Raw genomic sequence first — 25,254 nt, forward strand, 5'->3', positions numbered from 1 at the left:
CTAATAAAAAGAGTGTCTCTAGACACTCTGTTTTTTTTTGAAAAAAAAGCCGGTGCTTGTTCACTAATTACCCACTCGAACACTTAATTTTAGACATTAAGTCATATGGATTGTTTTAATATGTTGAAGATTAATAAAGACCGGATCTTCTTTTGCGCCAATTAATTCCACAAAATTATCCTTAATCGCTTTTACCTTTCCGATAACATTTTCATTTTCCGCGATATTAAAGACAATCAATTCCCCAGTCAACTTTTCAATTTGAACCTCAAATGATCTTGCAAAGGTAATATTACTTGGATTCACTGGCAGATTTGCGTTACTTAAACCGTATGGACGTTGATTATTTGTGTAAGGAATTAACCATTTTAAATGGTTTAATGAGATAAACATGGTTTTGTAAATTGGCGAGTAGAAGACAAAATAATTATTCATAATACTAATAATATAACCATGTAAAGCTTGGTTACTCGTTACATATATTTCTGTAAAAATCCCTTTAGCGGCTGTTAATGTTTTTCGCAATGAGATTTCTTCGTTATTATTATAAATAGGTGCTGGTTCGTCATTAAGAGAAATTCCATCGAAGTTATTAATTTCATCTTGTGTTAAATAACGCCAGTTTTGGCAATGTATAGCTGGGATGTATAGGTAGTCATATCCATTAAAAATAACCCATAAATCGCTGCCTACATCAATAAGTAATCCTTTAATCATTTTCTTCCCAGAAATCTCTAATTGGATATATTTACCGATATTATCTTTCAACTTCATATTCTCACATCCTTTCTTTTGTTTTCCCATTTACAAAAAGAGGTGGGCTGAAAACACGATTAACCGATACCTTGGATACTTCGTTTTGAAATGCCCACCTCATATTTGTATGGGGTTTGGGGATCGTAACAGGGGAATTATGGGGAGTAAACAAATACTACTATTCAATTTTCAATTTATATTTCATAAATTTAAAATCTAGTAACCCGGTTGTTTCTATTTGGCCATCCCGCAAATGGGAAAGTTCTTGGACTGTCATTATTTGCTGGTTCACCAGCAAATCGAAGGACCTTTTGCTCAGGTTCTTTTTGTTTCCATACATTTTGACTGCTGTTTAATGTAGTTTCATGTTCTGTTTTCTTAGCAGAATTTACCGTCTCTTGAGTTTTTGTTGCTCTTGCTTCAGTCAGTTGTACTTTAAATGGTGGTGCAGGATTATTTTCTGTATTTACAATAGTTGCTGTTTCTTTAGCTGTTTTCATTCCATCTGATTGATGGTTTTCTTTCAAATTGCTCCGCTTTGTATCTTCAGACTTATTATCCTTAGTTCCCATTTCAAATGATGATTTTGAAGAGTCCTTTTCATTTGTTTGAGATTTTTTTGCCCTAAAGATATTTGTAGGAATTTCCTCCTTGGATTGAACCATAGTAGATTCAATTTTAATTGGCTGTGACCAGACCGTAGTGTTATTAGGTTCGATTGCTTCAATCTTATGCTCCACTTCACTTTTTTCCATTAGTGATGGAGATTTAACTGAATTGCTGCTGTCTTCCTTTGAGGTCACGTCTGATTTATTTTTTGTTTTGTTACTAGTTTTCTTGGAAGAGGAATCAGATTTATTCTTAGATTTGTTTTTACTTCTTTTGGAAGATGATGATGATGATGATGAGTCAGATTTACTCTTAGATTTTTTTTCACTTCTTTTGGATGATGATGATGATGATGATGATGATGATGATGATGAATCAGATTTATTCTTTGATTTGTTATCACTTTTATCGGAAGAAGAATCAGATTTATTCTTAGCATCTTCATTTTTTTTGGAGGAAGAATCAGATTTATGGTTAGAACTGTTTTCATTTTTTGAATTACTTTGCGAACTAGCATTAGTTGATGCACTGTTTGTTCCTTCTTGATTAACGTATCCTTTTAAAATGTTAGAAATTTGGCTTAATTTAATTAAGATTTTTTCTTCTCCATTAATGAGTGTTGCAAAATCTTCATCCACCTGGCTCATTATGCCATTAAATTTTTGTTTATTTACACAAAGGATGGTTATCCAATTGTTTTTAAAGGAGTTTAACACCTCGGTTAAACTTTGTGTTCTTATAAAATTGGCTGTTGTTTCTTCACTCTGAAAAAGTTTCGTATTTTTTGTGATTGCTTGAATCTGTTCAAAACTATAATAAAAGACATAATTATTATTGTCTTCCACGATGATGTGATCTCTCTCTACACCAATCAGTTTACCATTAACTATCTCTTCACCTATATATAGATTTACATTATAGCCCAATAATAAATCCAACGAAGATGAGATTTTATCTAAACCCATTTAAGTGTCCTCCTTGGAGATAACTATATCGCTTCTCCTAATGAGAAGCGATATGGTTTTTATTTGTCTTTCTTTTGTTTGCCTGAGCCATTCCGATGCTCCTGTTGACCTTCAACATCTTCTTCAGGCTTTTCGACTTTTAATCCGTAGCTAATATTTCTAATGTGGAACATCGAGAGGCGAACGATTTCTTCTTTATTAATTAAAGAAACATAATCATTAGCTACTTCTCCTAATACACCCTCTAATTTCTCTGGGCCTCCACGATTAATTTTGACCCATTGGTACATTAAGGAAGATAACATCCCCTGAAAGCTATCAGCTTTTTTAAATTCGAATTCTTCAGGAACCTCAATATCGAACTCTAACTGATCCTTTGCATTCTCCGTTACACTTTTAATATGATGTGTGCAGTAGTATACGACACCATCATCTTCTGTAAGAAGGACCAGATGGTCATCATAGACATCCATTAATTTACCTATTCTTGAATCTGGGCCACCTCGATCGATCTTAACAATTTTACCCACCAAAGACTTCATCATGTCTCTATTCATAAAAATCTTTTCCTCCTTCAAATTAAATAAACATTTACACTGCATCTATATGTATCACGGTATGATGTTGTACTAATAAAGTAGCCTTTTTTTCCTGTTTTGGGGAAAAATAGGCAAAAAAAAAGTATATGATTGAACTTCATATACTCTTCACCTTAAAAAATGATGTTAATTCTTTCTTTAGATAAGTGTTTCTTTTTTTTATAAAATTAAAATAAACCTTTTTTTCTTGCTCAAGGGTATCAGCTGTAGTCTTTATATACGGATCTAGACTAATATGTGGTTTTAAGGTTTCGAATAAGCCATCAATTATAGGTTTTTGAACATCTAGAGTAAAATCGTTTTCCAAAATACTTGTTAAAATTTCGTTATAAAGGTTTCTAAATTGCGGAAAGTGGAAAAGTCTTGCAGAAAGTGTGTTATATCCAGTTAATGGTACATAGTCATAATCAAGTTTTCTGCCATGAAGATTTCTGCCCCAGGTACCATCATAATCCCAAGGTGAAATTTCATAAAGTCCTGTTTCACCATTTTTATATAATGCATAATTATGGATAAATCCATCATAATTCTGAACACATACCGCTCCAGCTACCCATCTTAAGTATTTCTCTACATCCAATACTTTTGGGATCTCCTTTGCAAAATCTTCATTATTTAGCGCATTAATCATAGCAATAAAGTTACGCAAATCATCGATATCCTCTTTTTCGCCATATTTTATTGTGTATCCTTGATCCAACCTTTTTTTTATTTCTTTTTTCTTGGTTAATAAAGAGAAATTTGCTCGATTATTGGTTGCATAAATAATAGGTCCATCCGGCAATTTTCTTTTTTTAAGGAGATATTGATCAAAGGATTCAATCTCTAAATATATACCCTTATTATAACCATTGATATACAACAGAACATGCTGCGAGTGTGGAGAGATGACGCCAATTCGATCAAAGAAATCAAGCGATAGTTTATTCCTGCTTAATGATACATCTGAAAATTCTGCATTGAGGTGAATTTCATGAGCCCCATTAATCTTGAACGGCTTTTGAAACACAATTCGATAGGATTTTTTTTTCTTATCCCTTATTACGTTTCCTCTATAAGCAACTTTAATATTAATACGATCTTCACCTATTTTTAATATCGCTGGTACTAATTCATCATTCCAAATGTCATTATCCAATTTTCTTAACCACTTCGGATTAATTAAAATTTCATATTTTAACACTTGAATTCTCCTAAGTCATATTTTTTCTAGATATATGCATCCTCACAAACGAATGTGTATATAACTAAAAAAAAATCAGACTAAAAAAAATATATGATTGTCTATGTCAAATAGATGAATTCATCATAATCTGAAATAGAATAGAAAAAATGTTTAGGAAAGTGGTGGAGAAATGGTACTAAAGCTTGATATTGAGCATTTACTTTCGCAAGCTAAAGAAAATGGCTTAGTTGGCTTTTTGGATAACAATCCTGTAGGTAAAAAAGCAAGCAGCAATAAATCATCCTCAGATAGTACAGGATCTACTGGAACGAACAGCAGTAATAGCACCAGTAGTGACACAAGCGGTAGCTCTGACAACAGCAGCAGCAGTAGCAGCACAGGCAGCAGTAGCAGCACAGGCAGCAGTAGCAGCACAGGCAGCAGTAGCAGCTCAAGCAGCAGTAGCAGCTCAAGCAGCAGTAGCAGCTCAAGCAGCAGTAGTAGCTCAAGCGGCAGTGGAAGCTCAAGCAGCAGTGGAAGTTCTAGCAGCGGAAAAGGACCTAAAGGGCCTAAAGGACCTAAAGGACAACAAGGCAACAGCGGCAGTTCAGGCAGCACTGGAAGTAGCAGCACAGGCAGTAGTAGTACTGGAAGTAGCAGCACAAGTAGCGGTAGTACTGGAAGTGGCAGCACCGGCAGCGGCAGCACTGGAAGTAGCAGCACAAGCAGTAGTAGTACTGGAAGTAGCAGCACAAGTAGCGGTAGTACTGGAAGTGGCAGCACCGGCAGCGGCAGCACTGGAAGTAGCAGCACAAGCAGTAGTAGTACTGGAAGTAGCAGCACAAGTAGCGGTAGTACTGGAAGTGGTATCACCGGCAGCGGCAGCACTGGAAGTAGCAGCACAAGCAGTAGTAGTACTGGAAGTAGCAGCACAAGTAGTGGCAGCACTGGAAGTGGCAGCACCGGCAGTGGCAGTTCAGGCAGCAGCTCCAGCAGTGGAAGTTCTAGTAGCGGAAAAGGTCCTAAAGGTCCAAAAGGACAACAAAGCAGCGGCAGTACAGGAAGCTCTGGAAGCTCCAGCAGTACAGGAAGCTCCAGCAGCTCCAGCAGCTCCAGCAGTACAGGAAGCTCTAGCAGCTCCAGCAGTACAGGAAGCTCCAGCAGCTCCAGCAGTACAGGAAGCTCCAGCAGCACCGGCAGCACTGGCAGCACTGGCAGCATCGGCAGCTCCAGCAGTACAGGAAGCTCCAGCAGCTCCAGCAGTACCGGCAGCACCGGCAGCACCGGCAGCACTGGCAGTACCGGCAGCACTGGCAGTACCGGCAGCACCGGCAGCACTGGCAGTACCGGCAGCACCGGCAGCACTGGCAGTACTGGCAGTAACGAATGCACTGGCAGCAGCAGCAGTTCAGGTAGCAGCAGTTCTGGCGTCTGCGGCAGCACTGGAAGCAGCAGTTCAGGCAGCAGCAGTTCTGGAAGCAGTGGCAGTAGCGGGAAAAAAGGCCCTAAAGGTTGAGAATACAAGTAAGCGACCGATACTTAAACAGTATCGGTTTTTTTATAGTATAGGATATTTTAAAAAAATTGTTGATAAATAGAGCTAGTTCTTTGAATCCAGCTCCACGCCGTAAGGCTAGTATAATCGCGAAACAAGCGCTGCGCCTTTTATTCATTAATTCGTACATAAACCCAACAAAGAGTATTAGTGACACTCGACTATTGCTATAAAAATAGGTAAAAATCTAGAAAAATTTATGAAAATATTTCTAGTTAGATGCTGATTTACTCCCTTTACGAGATATTCGTTTAGAACAAGCTGGTGCATAAGGACGTACTATGAAGTAAAGGACAAGATTGAATAAACGGAAACTTACGAAGGAAACTTAAGTGAAGGGAGTAAAATAACTTTTATGTATTATCAATCGACGGTAATTATCACCATCTCCGCTTTTATTCTAACAATGGTCTTGATCTTTATCCGTCCCAAAAATATAAACGAAGCAATACCTGCTGCATTAGGCGCCATCCTCGTCTTTTTAAGTGGAAGCGTTTCGATCGGAGATTTACTTGACATAAGTTCAAAGGTCACTGGGGCAGCAATTACTATTATCGCAACAATCGTTATGGCGATCGTACTCGAAAGTTTTGGCTTTTTTAGTTGGACAGCAGCTTTAATGTTAAAGCTCTCAAAGGGGTCCGGAATCCGATTGTTTTGGAATACCTTATTACTCTGCTTTTTGATGACTCTATTTTTTAACAACGATGGAAGTATATTAATAACAACACCGATATTGATTTTAATATTAAATAATTTGAAGTTAAAGAACCGGCAGAAGATTCCATTCCTACTAAGTGGCGCGTTAATCGCAACTGCCTCAAGCGCCCCAATCGGTGTTAGTAATATCGTTAATCTAATTGCATTGAAAATCATTGGTATGGATTTGTATCTTCAAACGGAAATGATGTTTGTTCCCGGAGTACTAGGATTACTATTTTTATCCTATCTTTTATACCTAGTATTCAAAAAAGATATTCCAACAGAAATCCGCTTCCACTCCTACTCAATCCCACTGCAAAAGAACCGCCCATACCATCCACTCCAACAAGGGTCAGAAAGCTTATTTGACCAACAAAAGAAACTCATGATCACTATGTTGATCTTCGTTTTCCTTGTAAGGATTAGTCTCTTCGTCGCTTCCTTTATTGGCATCTCAGTCTCATTGGTTGCTGTATGTGGTTCAATGATCTTATTGATTTGGAGATGGATTTATTTAAAGATAAACCCAAAAGACGTAGCAGGAAAAATACCGTGGCATATATTAATCTTCGCCTTTAGTATGTATGTCATCATCTACGGATTACACAATATTGGATTATCGCAACTTCTATTAAGCTATTTAAAACCAATCGTTAATGACAGTTTGTTTCATGCAAGCTTAACCATGGGGGCAATCACAGCCTTTCTCTCAAATATCTTTAACAATCATCCAGCCTTAATGATATCCACTTTTGCCTTGACCGATATGGGACTAACTCCGTTATTAACAAAAACCGTTTACTTATCTAACATCATTGGCAGTGATATTGGCTCGCTTATCCTTCCAATCGGTACTCTTGCAACACTCCTATGGATGCATATACTAAAGACAAATAAAATAAGAATAACATGGATGGAATATATTAAAGTTACCATTGTTGTTATCCCAGCCACTATGGTCTTCACCCTCATTAGCTTATACTTATGGCTATTACTGGTATTTGCAGCATAATAAAAACAGGATTCATCATTTGATGAGTCCTTTACTTTACCTTTGCCCCAAAACTGTTCTCAAGTCATTCATCCATTTCTAAAAATCCCAATATTTTAATCTTAATATTCATTAATACAAAACCTTTTTCATTTATTAATAATAAGAAAAATATAACCTTTCAGCTTTAAGGATGTGAAAAGATGTGGTTAATTCTCCAACGACTAATCTAGACCTGGATAAACATTTATTAAAGATTTATAACCATATAATCCAATTAAGCGAGGAGAATGTTAGTAGCATCCCAGTAAGTGATGGAATTCAAAATCGGGATAACTTATTGGCTTATCTAGCCTTTCTTGAACAAGATACTCTTGAATTACGGCAAAAGTTGGTGGAAAACGGCTTTCCGACACTTGAGCAATCACATATGCACGTTTTATACTCTTTAGAAAAAATATTAGAGAATTTAAATGTTACCAAGTTTCCTTCCAAAAAGATTTTTGTTCCCACTCCCCTAGAATCACGGATCATTATGGAGAACCGCTCGGAGGTACTCCTAGGTAAAAAGAATACTCAACTTCAATCAACAATAATGGTCACCTTAGATGAGAAGATGATATACAATCAAGCCCTACTAGAAGATTTATTAGTAAATGGGATGAACATTGCAAGAATAAACTGTGCTCATGGTCATCAAGATTTATGGAAACAACTAATAGAAAATTTAAAAACAGCGGAAAAAAGGCTAAAAGCAAATGGGAAATATATTAACAAAACATGCAAAATATTTATGGATTTAGCGGGACCAAAGGTTCGCATCGGAAAACTTAATCATGCCAAAATAACCGTAAAAACAGGAGACCATTTACGTTTATACCTTGACTCAGAAAAACTTGCGCATCCAGCAACAACAAACTATCCTGCAGGTGTCCCAGTTACACTAGAGAAAGCTTTTCGTAATGTTCAAATCAGAGATCCAATTTTTATTGATGATGGAAAGATTTCAGGAGTTGTTCTTAAAGTTACAAAGGAATTCATTGAAATAAAGATTAGTTCAACTGTAGTCCGTGAATTTAGAATAAAAGAGGGTAAAGGTCTGAATTTGCCTGATTCACTAGTAAGTTTGAATGTAAGTGCCTTAACTGAGAAGGATATTGGCGATTTACCTTTTGTTATCCAACACGCTGACATTTTAGGATTATCATTTGTCCACTCTCCACTTGACCTTAAAAAACTTTATGATGAATTAGAAAGACATAGCGCTATTCCTATGGCGGTGGTTGCAAAAATCGAAACGAAGGATGCAGTCCATCAATTAGCAAGAATAATCTTTGAAGGATTAAAATTTAGGTCATTTGGTATTATGATTGCAAGAGGTGACCTCTCCGTTGAGGTAGGTCCTGAAAACTTATCATATGTGCAAGATGAGATATTAAAAATCTGTGCCGTTTCTTATATTCCAGTTATTTGGGCAACAGGAGTTTTAGAAAGATTAACAAAAAAAGGACTCCCCACACGTTCAGAAATTACAGATGCCTCTTATGGAAAACGAGCAGATTGTGTCATGCTTAATAAAGGTCCATATATTATTGATTCGTTAGTATTACTTACAAAATTATTAAAAATAGAATCAAGGAATCTGCCAAAAGGACAAAGGGGTTCTTCAAATTTAACTGCTCAATACAATGTATTTAATAGTTGGTCAAAAAAGTGAGTTTGTTTTGAGCCATGTTTTTTTATCCACTTATTATCTGTGAACCTCCTAACCTTTTTGATTGCGAAAAAATAGACGTATGTACAAATAACATACTAAATGGAGCCTGACATATATATAAGAAAAGCATCAACATTTTAATCATAATTTTAGCCGGTGAGAAGTGGGAGCTTTGTGTATTTCCTAAAAACTTAAATAAAGTAGTCGCTTGTCTTTAACACTTCCCTCCTTATTGAATACTATTTATATAAAAGGCATGTGAGGATATGTATTTAGTTGGCTTCTACTCTCCAAAAGCAAAATCAGGTGTCACTGAATTGGCCTTATCCATCTATCATTGGCTTAAATTAAATACTAATGTATCTGCTGCATTTATTTCGTACGGGACTTTAGAAAAAGAAGAAACAACAAACGAACTCGTCCATGAATTTTCAAAACTATCACTAATGGAACAAAAACGTAAAGTTAAAATCATGAAAAATGAATATGATATCATTATTTATGATGCTTCCAGTCAACTGTCAGAGGGGGTATTAAAACTATTACCGATTGTTGACCGGCTTTTTGTAGTTGGTGAAGAACATACTGATTTTGCCGTTAAACTGCAAAAAATCATTCAATTTGATAAAATTTTTGATAAGAGCGTGAAAAATTTTATTACCCACTTACGAGGCAGTAAAACTTTTATCATCCGAGAAAACAAGGAAGATCGAGTGATAGGCTTTAATTATACGAAGAATGAAACGAATGCGATTGGGCAGATGGTGTACACAGATTATGTCACACGGTATTTAGAAGAAAAATTCATTGATAAAAACATTAAAATATTTAACAAAATTTTAAAAATACCAAAGAAGGAATTGTATAAAGGCCTGCACCAATTAGGAATTGATTTTGAAAAAGCGCTGCTTTTTCATGAATATGTCTTTCTTCGGGAAGCTTTAGGACAAAAGTACGAAGAAGCGATCGAAAACCTCTTTCCGCTTTTAATTAATTCCACCTATAAAGAAATCTTCGAAAAATTTCAACTCGAAATTAATTTTATCAAAAAAATAAAAACCTTATGATTGAAAAAATACAGAGTAGTTGGATTAACTCTGTATTTTTTTACCCTTAATAATTATAATCCTTGGATTTTACCTGTAGATAAATGTACAATCTAATAGGTGTACATTACTTAAGATAAAATTATAGGTGGGAAAAAGAATGATTGCAAAGACCGAAGAAGATTTTAATGGCTTGAAAGAAATTGGCAGAATTGTTGCTATGATTCGCGATGAATTAGTAAAACAAGCGGTACCTGGAGTAACCACTAAAGAACTTGATGATATAGCTGCTGGTTTATTTGAGAAGGAAGGAGCCATTTCAGCTCCAAAAGGTGAGTACGATTTTCCTGGCTTTACATGTATTAGTGTAAACGAAGAAGTGGCTCATGGAATTCCGAGCAATCGTGTAATTAAAGAAGGAGACTTGGTAAATATTGATGTTTCAGGTTCCAAGAACGGTTATTTTGCTGATACCGGCATCTCGATTGTAGTTGGAGAAGGGGAAGAAATTTTAAGCAAGATCTGTGCTGTGGCAAAAGAAGCCTTTGAAGCTGGCCTAAAAAAAGCCAAACCAGGCTCCAAAATTAATGGAATGGGTAAAGTGGTATTCCAAACAGCTAAAAATCATGGATTAACCGTAATTAAAAATCTGACTGGACACGGAATTGGACGCACTATCCACGAAAAACCTGAATATATTTATAATTACAATGAAACTTCTGACAATGGTTTGTTAAGGGAAGGAATGGTCATTGCCTTCGAACCATTCATCTCAACACATGATGAAGAAGTGTTTCAACTGGATGATGGCTGGACATTTGTTACAGAAAAAAGCTTTGTAGCACAATACGAACATACGTTGATTATCACTAAAAACGGACCGGTGATTTTAACACGATAATGAAAAGTAAGATATAGAACATTTTCCAGTTCTATATTTTATTTTGTCAACTTCAAACCACATTTCAAACCGTTACGTTGACTGTATGGTTTGAAATGTGGTATAATTGTACTAACATTTATTTTGGAAGGGGTGAGTAATTTGGGAAGTTGTATCGAATTGGTGAAATAGCTAAATTGAAGAATATCTCTAAGCGGACCATTGATTATTACACCCAAATAGGCTTACTAAACCCTATTCGGACGGATTCAAATTATCGATTGTACGGAGAAGAGTGTATTAAGATTTTAAATATGATTGAACACTATAAAAATCTAAATATGCCACTGGAAGAAATAAAGTCTTCGATTGAATTAATTAAATCAGACAACACCATCGATAAACAAAAAGTAGAAAAACATTTTGAACAGATTGCAAGTATTATGCAGCATTTGAAAGAAGAAATAAACGTGATGGAACCAATTCTACAAAGATTAAACCATCAACAAAAAGATGTGCTTGTTAATAGACTTTCGTCTGAAGGCCGTACACTCGCACAATCATTATTATTACTATTTGGCTAGAATAAAAGAATTTAACACGTAAAAAACAGGAGGTGTATTCCTTACTTAAATATTTAAGTAAGGAGACCATTGATAATTAGTAATCTACTAATAATAGCAATTTTAATTGCTTTTACAGCATTTTTTGTAGCGTATGAATTTGCTATTGTTAAAATCCGCGGTACACGTATTGATCAACTCGTTAGCGAAGGGAACAAGAATGCGGTCGCGGCAAAAAAGATCGTTTCAAATCTAGACGAGTATTTATCGGCATGTCAACTAGGTATCACCGTGACAGCTTTAGGGCTTGGGTGGTTAGGAGAACCAACGGTTGAGCATATCCTTCACCCGTTATTGAGTTACTTGAACATGCCTGAATCCATTTCGAGTATCACTTCCTTTATCCTTGCGTTTGCATCCGTAACATTTATTCATGTTGTGGTGGGTGAACTAGCACCTAAAACTTTTGCCATTCAAAAGGCAGAAACGGTCACTTTGATCTTTGCAAGACCGATGATGCTGTTTTATAAGATCATGTATCCGTTTATTAAAGCCTTAAATGGATCTGCTCGTTTAATCGTTGGAATTTTCGGCCTAAAACCAGCTTCAGAACATGAAGCTGCACACTCAGAAGAAGAACTCCAAATAATCATCTCTGAAAGCTATAAGAGCGGGGAGATTAATCAATCGGAATATAAATATGTAAACAATATCTTTGAATTTGATAACAGGAATGCAAATGAAATTATGGTACCTCGTACGGAGATCGTTGCATTTGATATCTCACAATCATTAAATGAATGTCTTCAAATTGTAACGGAAGAAAATTATACTCGTTACCCAGTAATTGATGGTGAAAAAGATAACATCATTGGTATGGTAAACATGAAAGAAGTGTTTACTGAATATATCAAAGGGAAGAATGTTGAAACCTCGATTCAAGAGTACGTTCGTCCTGTTATTCAAGTGATTGAATCGATTCCAATTCATGATTTGCTTTTAAAAATGCAAAAAGAACGTGTTCATATGGCAATCTTAATGGATGAATATGGCGGTACTGCTGGTTTAGTGACTGTTGAAGATATTCTTGAGGAAATTGTCGGCGAAATTCGTGACGAATTTGATGCGGACGAAGTACCCGAAATCAATAAAATCAGTGAAAACAAAACGATCGTTGATGGTAAAGTTCTGATTGATGAAATCAATGACTTATTCGGACTTGATCTTGAAAATTCAGATATGGACACCATCGGCGGATGGATCTTATCTGAAAAGATGGATCTCGTCGAAGGTGATAAAGTTAGATATGATGATTATGAATTCAAAGTGCTTGAAATCGATGGTTACCATATTAAATCACTAGAAATTTTAAAAATAGCTAAACAAGAATCCATCGCTTAGCTTAATTAATGCCCTCTTGTCTAATCAAGGGGGTATTTTTTTATAATCATTAAAAGCTGTCCCAAAAAAGGAGATTGATCCCCATCCTTTTTGGTGCAGCTTTTTTCATTTAATCGATAATTCTACCTATATTTTGTAAAGAACTTTACAAAGTATTTATAAACTTCATAAATATTCAAAATCTTTTACAAACTCTTCACCCTTCCTCAACAGCAGCTTCAAATTATGTACCTATACTTTACGTATGGGCTAGCCAGTCTCATTATCAATAAATCTTTTGGGGTGATCAATTTGTGAGTACTGAAAAAAGCTACAATTTCTACCAAGATTATCTAAAGGTATCATCATCAAAACTCACATTACCAAAGAATGTGGAACATTATCTTTATCTAAAAAGAGCGTATGACATCGTCCTTGCAACTGTGGGGTTAATAATTGCACTGCCCATCGTTCTTTTATTTACGATTCTTATTGTGATTGAAACACCTGGTTCTCCATTTTACGTACAAGAGCGACTTGGAAAGAATGGGAAGCGATTCAAGCTGATGAAGTTACGCTCCATGAATATGGATGCTGAGAGGGAAGGGGCAAAGTGGGCTGAGGTAAATGACCCACGTATTACAAAAGTGGGAGCATTCATCCGAAAGACTCGTATCGATGAGCTACCACAATTAGTCTCTGTTTTAAAAGGAGACATGTCCATTGTAGGGCCCCGACCAGAAAGACCATTCTTTACTGCAATATTCAATAAAGAGATTAAGGGATTCGAAAAACGGTTGCTTGTTAAACCAGGTCTTACAGGTCTAGCGCAGGTTAGTGGGGGATATGATATGTCTCCACGAGAAAAACTTCAATACGACTTGGTGTACATACAAAATTTAACCTTCTCACTTGAAGTAAAAATTATGGTGAAGACGTTCAAAGTGATTTTCACAGGTGAGGGAGCACGTTAATAAAGGCGGGAAGTTTATGTCAGTCATCAGAAGTCAACTACATAAAGGAATAAAGTGGACTGGAATTTCTACCTTTATCATAACTACCATCCAAATCGTCCAGTTTGCATTCCTTGGCAAACTAATGAGTATATCCGAATTCGGGCTAGTAGGAATGATTACCACGATTGTAGTTTTTGCCCAGATCTTGCTGGATCTTGGTTTTGGTACAGCCGTGATTCAAAAAGAAGAGGTTTCTGCCCGTGTATTGTCATCACTGTTTTGGATAAATGTGGTAGTAGGTGTAGGGCTGTTTGTGCTCTTATTTCTCTTTAGCCCGCTGATTGCGACATATTTTCATCGAGGTGAATTAATCGAACTTATTCGAATATTGGCTGTGATGTTTTTAATCGCTCCGGTCGGGCAGCAATGCCAATATTTGCTGCAAAAAGATTTGCGATTTAATTTACTTGGGGCCATTGAAGCAGGGACAACATTCATCTCTTTTTTAATATTAGTGATCCTCATACTTATCATTAGTCCAATTTACGCCTTTGTCATTTCACAAGTCGTTCTTAATTCATTAAAAGGCATTCTTTATTTTATCTGTTATCAAAAGAAATGGCGCCCATCATTCGTATTTGATTTGTCGGAATGCAAGGAATACATGGCGTTTGGGGCCTACCAATTAGCCTCCCGGTTAGTCAACCGAATTGGTTCCAACCTTGATGTGATATTAATTGGCCGCTTTATGGGCGCTGAGGCACTAGGTATTTACAATCTGGCCTATCAAATCGTGACCATACCAGTCTTAAAGATTAATCCGATTATTACGAGGGTCGCTTTTCCGGTTTTTTCGAAAAGCCACCAAAATCAAGTTTTATTAACTGATGGGTTCTTACACATGACAAAATTGTTGAGTCTAGTTTCGTTTCCCATCTTAATGGGTCTCACCGCCGTGTCTAATGTGTTTATTTTAACTGTTTTTGGACAGAAGTGGCTGGACGCCGTTCCAGTTGTACAAATCATGGCAGTCGTAGGCATTCTTAGGGTTTTAATGAATCCCAATGGATCCGTTATTTTAGCAAAAGGAAAAGCTAATATAGCATTTTATTGGGATGCCGGTGTTCTCATTCTCTATGGGGCCTCATTATGGATAGCGGTAATGAAGAATAATTTGGAAGTTGTAGCCTGGACCTATGCAGGAGTAAGCCTGGTAAATTTCTTAGTTGGAAGATGGTTATTAAACTGGTTAATTCAGCTTCGGTTTCGGCAATATCTGCAAACTATTTCTGTTCCATTCTTATTATCTTTGCTCATAACAACACTCGCCTTTTGTTTGAAAAAGATTTCGAGCTTTTATTTTACTCAAACCAGCATATGGTCGCTAATTTTTTCCGTAGGAATAAGTGCGATCGCCTATATTTTGCTTTTGTATAGGGTTTATCCCGATTTTTTCTTGAAGATCGTAAAAAACAAATAAGAGGGCAAACATAATGAAAATTTTATGGATTACAAGTGTCTATCCAAGTGACGAATATCCAGGGCAAGGTGTTTTTCATGAAACTCAAGTTCAATCATTAATCCGTTTAGGCGTAGAGGTTACGGTGATTTGTCCTGTGCCGCGTCATTCAACCTTAATCAAGTATGTAAAAAGGCAGTATCGAGCAAATAAGGAGATCCCATTTAAGTATGTTCGAAAAGGAGTGACGGTCTACCGTCCGCCTTATTTAGCACTTCCGGGCCAACTCAGATGGTCTCAACCGGATAAACGGATGGCAGCTTCCATCTTAAAAACAATGTCTGATGGCTTAATAGAGCCCGATTTAATTCACGCACATTTTGCCATGCCGTCTGGAGGGGCAGCGAGAATAGTTGCAGAACATAAAAAGCTGCCATGGATTTTAACGTTACATGGCAGTGATGTAAATATTTATCCTTTTTATAGTGCAAGATCGAAAAAAATATTCGAACAAACCGTACATGCGGCAAACCTGGTCTTGGCAGTGGGTGAAAGCCTTAGGAATAAAGCAAAGGAGTTAACAGGCAGAGATAGTATGGTGCTTCCCATCGGGGTTGACCTATCACGCTTTAAACCTAGTGATGAAACCAAAACGCAAATCAGGAGACGCCTCCAACTCCCTGAAGAAAAGAAGATTATTGTTTTTATAGGAAGATTAACAGAAGCAAAAGGAGTTTTTGAACTTGCTCATTCACTTCAATGGCTTTCTAACGAAGTAGCCATTTTGTTTGTTGGCGATGGACCAGCTAAAGAAAAATTAGCCCAGCATTCAGACTTCAATCGACGGTTGTTCCTAATGGGGCAGGTTGAAAATGAAAGAATAAGTGATTACTTGCTTGCTAGTGATGTGTTTGCTCTCCCATCTTATACAGAAGGGATGCCAACCGTTGTTATTGAAGCACTAGCCTTGAAGGTGCCTGTAATTTGTACTGAAGTGGGGAGTGTCCCAGAATTATTTGGTGAGCATCGCCATCTTTTAATTGATAGTAAATCGGTATCCAGCCTAGTGACTCGATTAAACGAGATTTTAAACAGAAATCCCTTTACCACACATGTTCAGGATGAACTCTATGAACATATTCAAAAAAACTATCATGCTGACCGAAATGCCGTTTTATTAAAAGCTGTTTATAAACGGACAATAGAATCCATTTATTCAACGATCAAGTAATACGAACCGAAAGGATTGATAAGGATGAAAAAAATAGCTGTTATTGGAACTGGATATGTTGGACTCGTTTCAGGTACATGTTTTGCTGATTCAGGAAACGAAGTTACTTGTTGCGATATTGATCAATTAAAAATTAATGAACTGACACAAGGGATTATGCCGATATATGAGCCAGGATTAAAGGAACTGGTCCATAAAAATGTTCGCAAAGGAACACTTAAATTTAGTGCAAATATCAGTCAAGAAATCCAGGATGCTGAGGTAATTCTAATTGCAGTTGGCACACCAATGACATCATCAGGTAAGGCTGACTTAACCTATGTAAAACAAGTCGCTAAATCAATTGGTGAAAATTTAAATAATTATAAAGTAATTGTCACTAAAAGTACGGTACCTGTCGGAACTGGAAAATTAATAGAATCGGTTATTCAAGAATACAACAATGGAAACCATCCTTTTGACGTTGTCTCTAATCCTGAGTTTTTAAGAGAAGGTTCGGCTATTAAGGATACGATGAATATGGAGCGTGCCGTCATTGGTGCTGCAAGCGAAAAAGCTTTTCAAATGATTGAGGAATTACATCAGCCCTTTACGGCCGATATTGTGAAAGCTTCTATAGAAACGGCGGAAATCATTAAATATGCTGCCAATGCATTTTTGGCAACCAAGATCTCATTTATTAATGATATTGCGAACATATGTGAACGTGTTGGTGCAGACGTTACAAAAGTGTCCGAAGGTATTGGTCTTGATAGCAGGATTGGCAATAAATTTTTACAAGCAGGCGTTGGATTTGGCGGATCCTGCTTTCCAAAAGATACGGCTGCACTTCTGCATATTGCTGAGGATTGTGGATACAATTTTAAATTAATCAAGGCAGTGATTGATACAAACGAAGGACAAAGGGTGCAGCTGGTAAAAAAATTGTTACGTGCATTAGGTTCTTTTAAAGGGAAAACGATTACTGTTTTAGGATTAGCATTTAAACCAGATACCGATGATATTCGGTCTTCTCCGGCATTGGATATTATTCCTTACTTAACAGAGCAGGGGGCAATCGTTAAGGCATATGATCCCATCGCAATCGTAGAAGCAAAAAAACAGATCGGTTATCAGTGCACCTATTCAGAGGATATCTATGAAACTATTCGGGATGCAGATGCTTGCATGATTTTAACAGATTGGCAGGACGTAAAAACATTAGATTTACCCTTAGTAAAGCAATTAATGAAACAGCCTCTGATGGTGGATGGCCGGAATCTCTTTGATTTAGAAATGATGAAACGCCTTGGATTTTCGTATTTTTCGGTTGGGAGACCAGCCATTCAAGCGGGATCTTTCACAACAAAGGCAATATAGGAGGAGGTTATTCTGATGAGAAAAGTAATAGTCACAGGCGGAGCAGGATTTATTGGCTCCCATATAGTAGAGGAATTGCTTCAAAATAATTACCATGTCACAGTCATTGATAATTTTTCAACAGGCAAACAAAAAAACATCGATCACTTACCTATTGAGGTCTATAATCACGACATTACCAATCCTAGCGTAATTGATTTAATTGTTTCTCTTAGTCCAGATTATATTATTCACCAAGCGGCACAAGTAAGTGTGGCGGAGTCTGTTAAAGACTTTCTATTTGATGAAAAAGTAAATATTAAGGGTTCGCTGCACATTATAAAAGCAGCGATTGAATCAAAGGTGAAAAGATTTGTATTTGCTTCGACTGCTGCGGTGTATGGAAACCCGGTTTCACTGCCTGTTACCATTTCACACCCAACTTATCCGGAATCACCATATGGACTTACAAAGCTATCGGTTGAAAATTATTTAAAAATGTCTTGTGAACTGTATCAGCTGCCATATTGTATTTTACGCTACAGCAATGTATATGGACCAAGACAAGACGCAAAGGGTGAAGGAGGAGTCGTAGCTATTTTTTCAGATAAACTCACCGAAAATAGAACACCTTTCATATATGGAGATGGATTGCAAACGAGAGACTTTATTTTTGTTAAAGATGTGGCAACAGCAAATGTAAAAGCACTAAATGTAAAAGAAAATATTTGTGTCCATGTGTCTTCCGGCTCATGTATTTCTATCAATGAACTGTTTAAAACGATGACTGAAGCCGCTGGTTCGAATCTGCGCCCGATCTATAAACAAGAGCGTGCAGGCGATATTAGGCATAGTATTCTTGAAAACGAAGAAACGAAAACAATACTAAATTGGGTGCCAGCTGTCAACCTGTTCGAAGGGTTACAGGCGACTCTCCAGTTCTCAAAGGAAAACCAATTGCAATCATTAAATGGTTAGTTTGAAAAAGGAGAAGGAAGTTTGATGCAAAGTAATCTACTAGTTAAACAAGCAACAGGTGTGTCAGCTTTTCTCTTAGCAGGATTGGCCATTACCTATTCACTTGTTGAAATGCCGGTTATAATGATGATTTTTATTGGGGTATGGGCGGTCATCGTTATTACTTTACTTATAAAAAGCAATGTTATTAGTAAACCGCAATTTCCCGCCGTTATGTATTTATTAGTCATGACAACATTTCTGAATCAATCAGTTCTAAACATTCATGTTGGATTTTTTAGCATATTTTTGTATCGCTTGGTTCTAATCGCAGCAGTTATAGTCTTTTTGTTTCATGCAATAAAAGAAAGGAATCTTCCTCAATTTTGGAATCAAGTAAATGTAAAAGGGATATTGCTTTTTCTACTGTTTTGGATGGCTTATGGTTCGGTATCACTACTTTGGGCAAAATCAATTATAGAGGGTATTAAGTCGTTAATTCTTTTGGGTATGGGAATAACGTTTGTCTTTTTGGCCGTCTTTACATTTAGAAAAATGACTAGTTTGTTCTTGTTTTATGGAATCTGGATGTTTATGACAGTCTTTTTAATGGTGATTGGATTAATCAATCATTTTGCTCACATCCAGCTGCCTACATCAACATTGTACGGTGGTCCTGAATATAAGCTGTCATATCCAACATCTGTTTTCTTTAATCAAAATGATTTTGCCACATTTCTTACGATATCGTTCTTTTTTTATCTAGCTTTAACAAAAAATAGTAAACATGTATTTTTGAAAACAACCAGCATACTTCTAGCTATTATTTGTGTGTATCTCATTTATTTGACAGATTCACGGGCAAGTTTGCTTGGTGTAATGATTGGATTACTTGTTTATATGTTTATCCTTCTTCCAAGATTTTTAAAGAAAATGGCCGTTACTATCGGATCAACCGTATTTCTATTGAGTACGATTGTATTTTTCGGCAAGTTAGTAGATTTGTTTAACGCTTCAACCATCAATCTTAGTAATGGAATGCTTCCATCTAATGTAGCAAGATTAAATTTACTGAAGAATACCCTTCACTACATATTAGATAGCTTCGGATTCGGGGTGGGAGCAGGCAATATCTCATTCTATTTGAAAAACGAATCCATCTATCCAACTAATAATGTTGTAGAAGTTCATAATTGGCTTGCGGAAATTATGGGTAATTTCGGAATTGGTATTTTACTTGGTTACATAACTATGTATGCCTATCTTTTCATACGTCTTTATAAATTTTATAGAGTTGGAAGAAATAGAAACCAAAAAGGATTACTTGAAGGGTGTATGATGGGGCTAATTGGATTTGCTGTTTCGAGTATCAGTCCGAGCTCTATTAGTAATCTATTTTTTCATTGGGTATTTCTAGGATTAGTTATTTCTACGGTTTCTGTGCTTAAAGACACGAAAAATCAACATCAACATGAAAAATCCTACTAAGGAGCAAGGTTAAAATGGGACATATGATTCAACGATTAAAAGAAAGAATGAACAAATACTTCTTAATATTATTAGCAACTACCATTTTTCTGGGCATAATTGGATGGCTTCTTCCCGTGGGACAAGAGAAATCAAGTTATACATTAGAAACTTCGATATCCTTGGGAAACTATAAGAATCCTGAGTTAAATAATCCTAAACTTGTGATCAGTTTATTAACAAACGCTCCTTTTTATGAAGAACATTTGAAAGATCTATGGAAGGAAAAGTTTAAGGAAATAAATACGAATTTACATGTAACTATGGGACCTGATAACATCATTAATCTTTCATATTCAGATCATTCAGAGGAAAGCACAGCAAAGGTACTTAACGAGATTACTAGTGCTTTTATCGCCATCGATCATGATAGTTTCCAAGAAAAACAGAAAATCATTCAAGAATCTATCGATGCAATAACAAATGAAAAAGTAGGACCTGAGGCAAAAGTAGACCAGCAGCGTTTCTTATATGAACTTAAGACTGCTAAAGACGACATAAGACATGCTGAAATATTAAAACCTGCGGATTTTTATGCACTTGATACTGAAAATAGAGCTTTCAACTCAAAGGAAAGAGCAGTATTAGGGATATTATTGGGCGTAACATTAAGCTTTCTATGGATCGTTTTTCCCATCATTTTCAAGGAACAGTCATTTGAATAGGAGGTTATTTCATGAGTCCACAGCAGCCACTGATCTCAATTATAACACCTTCATATAATGCAAGTTTATTTATCGAGCAGACAATCACTTCTGTAAGAAAGCAAACCTATCAAAACTGGGAAATGATTATTGTTGATGATTGTTCTACAGATAATACACCAGAAATATTAGAGCAAATTGAAAAAGAAGATGAAAGAATAAAGGTTATTTATTTAAATCAAAATGGCGGGGCAGCCGTTGCCCGAAACATAGCTTTGCAAAATGCAAAGGGCAGATATGTAGCATTTCTTGATAGTGATGATTGCTGGAAACCAGAAAAATTACAAAAACAGTATTCTTTCATGCAAACCAACTATTATGCTTTTACATTTACTGGTTACGAATTAATAACTAATGATGGAGTTCTATTGAACAAACAGATACCTGCCCCCGAGCAAATTACGTACAATGATATGTTAAAGAATACGATTATTGGATGTTTGACTGTCATGATTGATCGAAAGACGGTTGGCCATTTTCAGATGCCAAACATACGCACACGACAGGATTTAGCCACCTGGCTAGCCATATTAAAAAAGGGGTTCAATGCATACGGATTAAATGAAAATTTGGCCGAGTATCGGACTGGGAATCCTTCAATATCAAGGAATAAGTGGAAAGCAGCAAAAATGAATTGGTTTGTATATCGCAAGGTAGAAAAACTTAACGTCATCAAAGCTTTTTGGTGTTTTTCACATTATGCCTTTCATGCTCTACTAAAAAGAATTTAAAAAGGGATGGGACAAATGAAGAATATACATATCATTGTGGCAACAGGGGAGTGGGGGCAGGACCAGTTACGATACCGAAGACATCGGCTTGCAGAATATCTTCAAAAACATTCAGATACAAAAGAGGTTATTTGGTTATGCCCGTCACCAATACAAAAAGAAAAGTCCTGCTCTAGATTGTCAAATGGAATAAAACAATGGACCATACAAGATTTATTGCCACATAAAGTGTTTCGGTTTGGACGATATATTGATGAATTTCATAGATCAAAACTTCACCCATTATTACAATATTTAAGAGAAGAACAGGAAAAGTATAAAGTGAATTTATGGTATACCTTTCCAGGTTACCCAATCCTTTCTGACCTCTTTTCCTGGAATAAAGTCGTTTATGATTGCAGTGATTTATGGACTTCGCCTATCAGTGGGAAAAACTCCATCCTAGCTAATTCTAGAAAAAATATCATATCAAAAGCTGAAAATCGGATTATTCAAAGGGCAGATGTAATTACTTGCACCTCTGAGTATCTAAGTTCGAGAATAGTAGAAAATTTAGGTTCCGAAGAAAAGGTGTTCACCTTTGAAAATGGGGTAGAATATGATTTATTTGCGAACAATCCAACACAAATGGAGAATATTCTACCTGCTCAATTTAATGGTACGGTTTTAGGATTTATCGGTGGCATTAAACCGAAACTGGATTTTGATTTGATAAAGGAGGCAGCACAAAAAAAACGAGAATGGCTTTTTCTGTTTGTAGGTCCAGATGGCACGAATGATCATCCAAAATTTAAAGATTTATTAACCGAGAGAAATGTTTTATGGACTGGAAGTGTCGAACCTTCAGAAGTACCAAAATATATGAACTTAATTGATATTGGTATTATGCCATACAAATCCTCTCAATATAATCAAGCTGTCTTTCCATTAAAGTTATTTGAGTTTTTAGCAGCGGGGAAGTCGGTACTTGGTTTGCATTTGCCCTCAACGAAAAAATATGCCGAGGAATCTGTCTATGCTTATTTAGATACCGATAGTACGAACCAATTCATCCAAGTATGTGAACAATTAGAAGGGACTATAAATGATGAAAATATGATTCATAAGCGTAAGACACTTGCTAAATCAAAAAATTGGAACGAAGTATTTGAGGACATGTTTAGATTGGTTTAAAACAAACCGAGATAGCGTCAATTTTTGGAGACCCATAAAGGGTTTCTTTTTTTTGATAGTTGTTTTTTGAGTGTGTAAATGATCACAGGTGTGGAATTTTTGATGAAGGAAATACTTGCGGATCAAAAAAGAATAGTAAATACTTAACCCAGTCAATGTCTATTTGATTTTGATTTAAAAAATGAGTAATAAAAAATCCGTATAAAAGCTGCCGAAATAAAAATCAGAAACAGAATATTAAGAAAATTATTCATACAACTACCTCCCCATTTGGAAATTACTTATAAAAATGAACCATTGTATTGGAATGGCTATAGTTACATTTTAACCAGTAAATACTAAGAAATAGTTGATTCGATGTTAACCTTTTGTAAAGTATTGTTATATTCATTTTATAGATATTGAGGCTTGTTTAGCACAGGTCCATATGAAAACTTTTACAATCTTGAACAAATATAAGGAAAATACATATATTTATAATATGTAGTAAGTCTCATAAAAAAAGACCGTGAGCTCAAGACACGGTCTAAAAAACAACTAAAGTAGTGAATGATTAATCCAACCTCGTCAGCCAAAACAGGATGGATTTTTCTTTGTGGACATTTTTTTGCTCATCTGAATAACACCTTTCTATCTGTTATTAAAATCATTTTTTAGTTCTGAAGTGTGCCTCCAAATAGCCATGATACCCAATAATATAGAATTACCAAGGTAAACAAGGTAGCTGGCGGGATAACAACGAAGGTTATTTTCATATACTGCCACCAACTAATCATGACTTTTCCTTTCCTTACAATATTCATCCACATTAACGTGGCCAGCGTTCCCATTGGTAGTAATAATGATCCCATGTCACTTCCTATGACATTGGCAAGATAGGATATTTTTAAACTGAGCAGAGGTAGATCCATATTTGTTAATGTTAGTGTGCCGACCATTAACGCAGGATGATTATTAAATATGTTCGAAAGAACGGATAACAAGACACCCATTAGTACACTGGCATGAAGCAGGCTTCCAGAAACCATTGGATGCATGAAGTGGATGAGCCACTCTGTTAGACCAATATTATTTAAACCGTAAATGATCACATACATACTAAAAGCGAAAACGATGATATACCACGGCGTTTTCTTCACCATATCGGTGGGAGGTATTTTTAAATATGCCCATCTCCAACCTAAAAGGACAAAAGAGCCAAAAACTGCCATAAGCGAAACTGGAATAGACAGAAACGATGCGACAAAGAGGCTGACACGAACCGCAAAGACAAACAGTAGAACGTTTCTCATAAATCTCGATCGGTCTTTCTCAGAAGCATGTTTCAATGGACTTGGCTTAAGTGGATGATAAGAAGAGAGTGAAAGCCCAGTTACATTAGTAGGGATCGTTTTTGGTAAGACCTTTTTGAAGCGAAGAAACAAAAGCCAGGTCAGTAGAAGTAAACCAAGTGTTGCAGGGACAAACATCATCGCCGTATGCAAGTACAAACTCATGTGGACGATTTTTAGGGCGATTAGATTGACAATATTACTTACGCCAATGGGCGCACTTGAAGCGGTCGCGATTAATGCACCTGAAAGCAAATACGGAATTTTTTGGTGGTTTTTTAAGCCCATATTGTTTAGCAGTATAACTAATATTGGTGTTGTGATTAAAATACTTCCGTCGTTATTAAAAAAGAGTGTCATTAAAAAACACAATAGATTGACATACCAGAATAATCGAATGCCAGACCCTTTTGCTTTTTCTGCAAGCTTTTCTGCCATCCAGTTAAAGAACCCAAAACTTTCTAAGACGATGGCCATTACAATTGTCGCCATTATGGTAATCACGGCACCACTGATAGTTTCCGCTATTAGACCGAGGTCAGAGAATGTAACACTCCCACTTAAGATGACAACGATCGCACCAATCGTAGCAGGGATTGCTTCATTAATACCTCGGGGTCTCCAAAAAATAAATCCTAGGGTGAGTAAAAAGGAAGCTATCGTTAACCAAACCATTGAATAAATTTCTCCTTTCGGAAGCTAGTATTTCATGAAATGAATCATGAGCGACTTTACCTCCACGTTTTGCATCCGCATCTATCCCTCCATTCCATCTATCCCTCTTGTGACTTTGTACTGTATGTATATGTCTCCCGACTGAGACAGGCTTTAGGTTTGTACCTGTTTTTTCCGAATTTCCGCTTGAGTCTATAGTGGTTGAAGACAGAGAGAGCCCCCGAAAATACGGCGGCTCTCTTAA

21 protein-coding genes are annotated in these 25,254 nt (G+C 36.3%); 16 read left to right on the forward strand and 5 right to left on the reverse strand.

Annotated features, from left to right (window positions below):
- Window positions 1-96: 96 nt before the first annotated feature.
- The 4 genes from AC4QJR_RS14125 to AC4QJR_RS14140 form a co-directional block, all read right to left on the reverse strand.
- Window positions 97-774, reverse strand: a complete 678-nt coding sequence (locus AC4QJR_RS14125; protein ID WP_098576412.1) for a YwrJ family protein — start codon at window positions 772-774, stop codon at window positions 97-99.
- A gap of 191 nt (window positions 775-965) precedes the next feature.
- The gene (locus AC4QJR_RS14130) at window positions 966-2,330 is read right to left on the reverse strand and encodes a hypothetical protein (RefSeq protein ID WP_496523218.1); all 1,365 of its coding nucleotides are present in this window, start codon (window positions 2,328-2,330) and stop codon (window positions 966-968) included.
- A gap of 59 nt (window positions 2,331-2,389) precedes the next feature.
- Window positions 2,390-2,887: a YwrJ family protein gene (locus tag AC4QJR_RS14135; RefSeq protein ID WP_098576414.1), complete on the reverse strand. Its 498-nt coding sequence runs from the start codon at window positions 2,885-2,887 to the stop codon at window positions 2,390-2,392.
- 139 nt (window positions 2,888-3,026) lie between these two features.
- Window positions 3,027-4,112 (reverse strand): CotH kinase family protein, encoded by a 1,086-nt coding sequence (locus AC4QJR_RS14140; protein ID WP_098576415.1) that lies wholly within the window; start codon window positions 4,110-4,112, stop codon window positions 3,027-3,029.
- 335 nt (window positions 4,113-4,447) lie between these two features.
- Here AC4QJR_RS14140 and AC4QJR_RS14145 point away from each other — a divergent pair, with 335 nt between their 5' ends.
- From AC4QJR_RS14145 to tuaH, 16 genes are all read left to right on the forward strand, one after another.
- Window positions 4,448-5,692, forward strand: a complete 1,245-nt coding sequence (locus tag AC4QJR_RS14145; RefSeq protein WP_496523219.1) for a hypothetical protein — start codon at window positions 4,448-4,450, stop codon at window positions 5,690-5,692.
- Window positions 5,693-6,004: 312 nt separating this feature from the next.
- Window positions 6,005-7,363: an arsenic transporter gene (locus AC4QJR_RS14150; RefSeq protein WP_098576416.1), complete on the forward strand. Its 1,359-nt coding sequence runs from the start codon at window positions 6,005-6,007 to the stop codon at window positions 7,361-7,363.
- Window positions 7,364-7,958: 595 nt separating this feature from the next.
- Window positions 7,959-9,059, forward strand: a complete 1,101-nt coding sequence (locus tag AC4QJR_RS14155) for a pyruvate kinase (RefSeq protein ID WP_496523220.1) — start codon at window positions 7,959-7,961, stop codon at window positions 9,057-9,059.
- A 266-nt stretch (window positions 9,060-9,325) separates the two neighbouring features.
- Window positions 9,326-10,126 carry a hypothetical protein gene (locus tag AC4QJR_RS14160; RefSeq protein ID WP_496523221.1) on the forward strand — a complete coding sequence of 267 codons (801 nt, stop codon included), beginning with the start codon at window positions 9,326-9,328 and terminating at the stop codon, window positions 10,124-10,126.
- Between the two features lie 139 nt (window positions 10,127-10,265).
- Entirely contained in the window at window positions 10,266-11,006 is a 741-nt protein-coding gene (gene map, locus AC4QJR_RS14165; RefSeq protein WP_496523222.1) for a type I methionyl aminopeptidase, read from the forward strand.
- A gap of 149 nt (window positions 11,007-11,155) precedes the next feature.
- Complete coding sequence (locus AC4QJR_RS14170) at window positions 11,156-11,569, forward strand: MerR family transcriptional regulator (protein WP_098576420.1); 414 nt, start codon at window positions 11,156-11,158, stop codon at window positions 11,567-11,569.
- A gap of 69 nt (window positions 11,570-11,638) precedes the next feature.
- On the forward strand, window positions 11,639-12,949 hold the full coding sequence (locus tag AC4QJR_RS14175) for a hemolysin family protein (RefSeq protein WP_251459840.1): 1,311 nt from the start codon (window positions 11,639-11,641) through the stop codon (window positions 12,947-12,949).
- A gap of 371 nt (window positions 12,950-13,320) precedes the next feature.
- Window positions 13,321-13,902, forward strand: a complete 582-nt coding sequence (locus tag AC4QJR_RS14180) for a sugar transferase (protein ID WP_496526681.1) — start codon at window positions 13,321-13,323, stop codon at window positions 13,900-13,902.
- Window positions 13,903-13,918: 16 nt separating this feature from the next.
- A complete protein-coding gene (tuaB, locus tag AC4QJR_RS14185; RefSeq protein WP_496523223.1) occupies window positions 13,919-15,364 on the forward strand; it encodes a teichuronic acid biosynthesis protein TuaB in 1,446 nt (481 codons plus the stop codon).
- A gap of 13 nt (window positions 15,365-15,377) precedes the next feature.
- The gene (tuaC, locus tag AC4QJR_RS14190; protein WP_098576424.1) at window positions 15,378-16,574 is read left to right on the forward strand and encodes a teichuronic acid biosynthesis protein TuaC; all 1,197 of its coding nucleotides are present in this window, start codon (window positions 15,378-15,380) and stop codon (window positions 16,572-16,574) included.
- A gap of 24 nt (window positions 16,575-16,598) precedes the next feature.
- Window positions 16,599-17,933, forward strand: a complete 1,335-nt coding sequence (gene tuaD / locus AC4QJR_RS14195) for a UDP-glucose 6-dehydrogenase TuaD (RefSeq protein ID WP_098576425.1) — start codon at window positions 16,599-16,601, stop codon at window positions 17,931-17,933.
- A gap of 15 nt (window positions 17,934-17,948) precedes the next feature.
- Window positions 17,949-18,890, forward strand: a complete 942-nt coding sequence (locus AC4QJR_RS14200) for an NAD-dependent epimerase/dehydratase family protein (protein ID WP_375377004.1) — start codon at window positions 17,949-17,951, stop codon at window positions 18,888-18,890.
- Between the two features lie 24 nt (window positions 18,891-18,914).
- Window positions 18,915-20,357 (forward strand): teichuronic acid biosynthesis protein TuaE, encoded by a 1,443-nt coding sequence (gene tuaE, locus AC4QJR_RS14205; protein ID WP_496523224.1) that lies wholly within the window; start codon window positions 18,915-18,917, stop codon window positions 20,355-20,357.
- A gap of 14 nt (window positions 20,358-20,371) precedes the next feature.
- Window positions 20,372-21,061, forward strand: a complete 690-nt coding sequence (locus AC4QJR_RS14210; protein ID WP_496523225.1) for a hypothetical protein — start codon at window positions 20,372-20,374, stop codon at window positions 21,059-21,061.
- A gap of 11 nt (window positions 21,062-21,072) precedes the next feature.
- Complete coding sequence (gene tuaG / locus AC4QJR_RS14215) at window positions 21,073-21,831, forward strand: teichuronic acid biosynthesis protein TuaG (protein ID WP_375377003.1); 759 nt, start codon at window positions 21,073-21,075, stop codon at window positions 21,829-21,831.
- A 6-nt stretch (window positions 21,832-21,837) separates the two neighbouring features.
- A complete protein-coding gene (tuaH, locus tag AC4QJR_RS14220) occupies window positions 21,838-23,004 on the forward strand; it encodes a teichuronic acid biosynthesis protein TuaH (RefSeq protein ID WP_496523226.1) in 1,167 nt (388 codons plus the stop codon).
- Between the two features lie 653 nt (window positions 23,005-23,657).
- Here tuaH and AC4QJR_RS14225 read toward each other — a convergent pair.
- On the reverse strand, window positions 23,658-25,010 hold the full coding sequence (locus tag AC4QJR_RS14225; protein ID WP_496523227.1) for an arsenic transporter: 1,353 nt from the start codon (window positions 25,008-25,010) through the stop codon (window positions 23,658-23,660).
- Between the last annotated feature and the right edge of the window lie 244 nt (window positions 25,011-25,254).

It is taken from the genome of Neobacillus sp. BP17 (genome assembly GCF_059579525.1).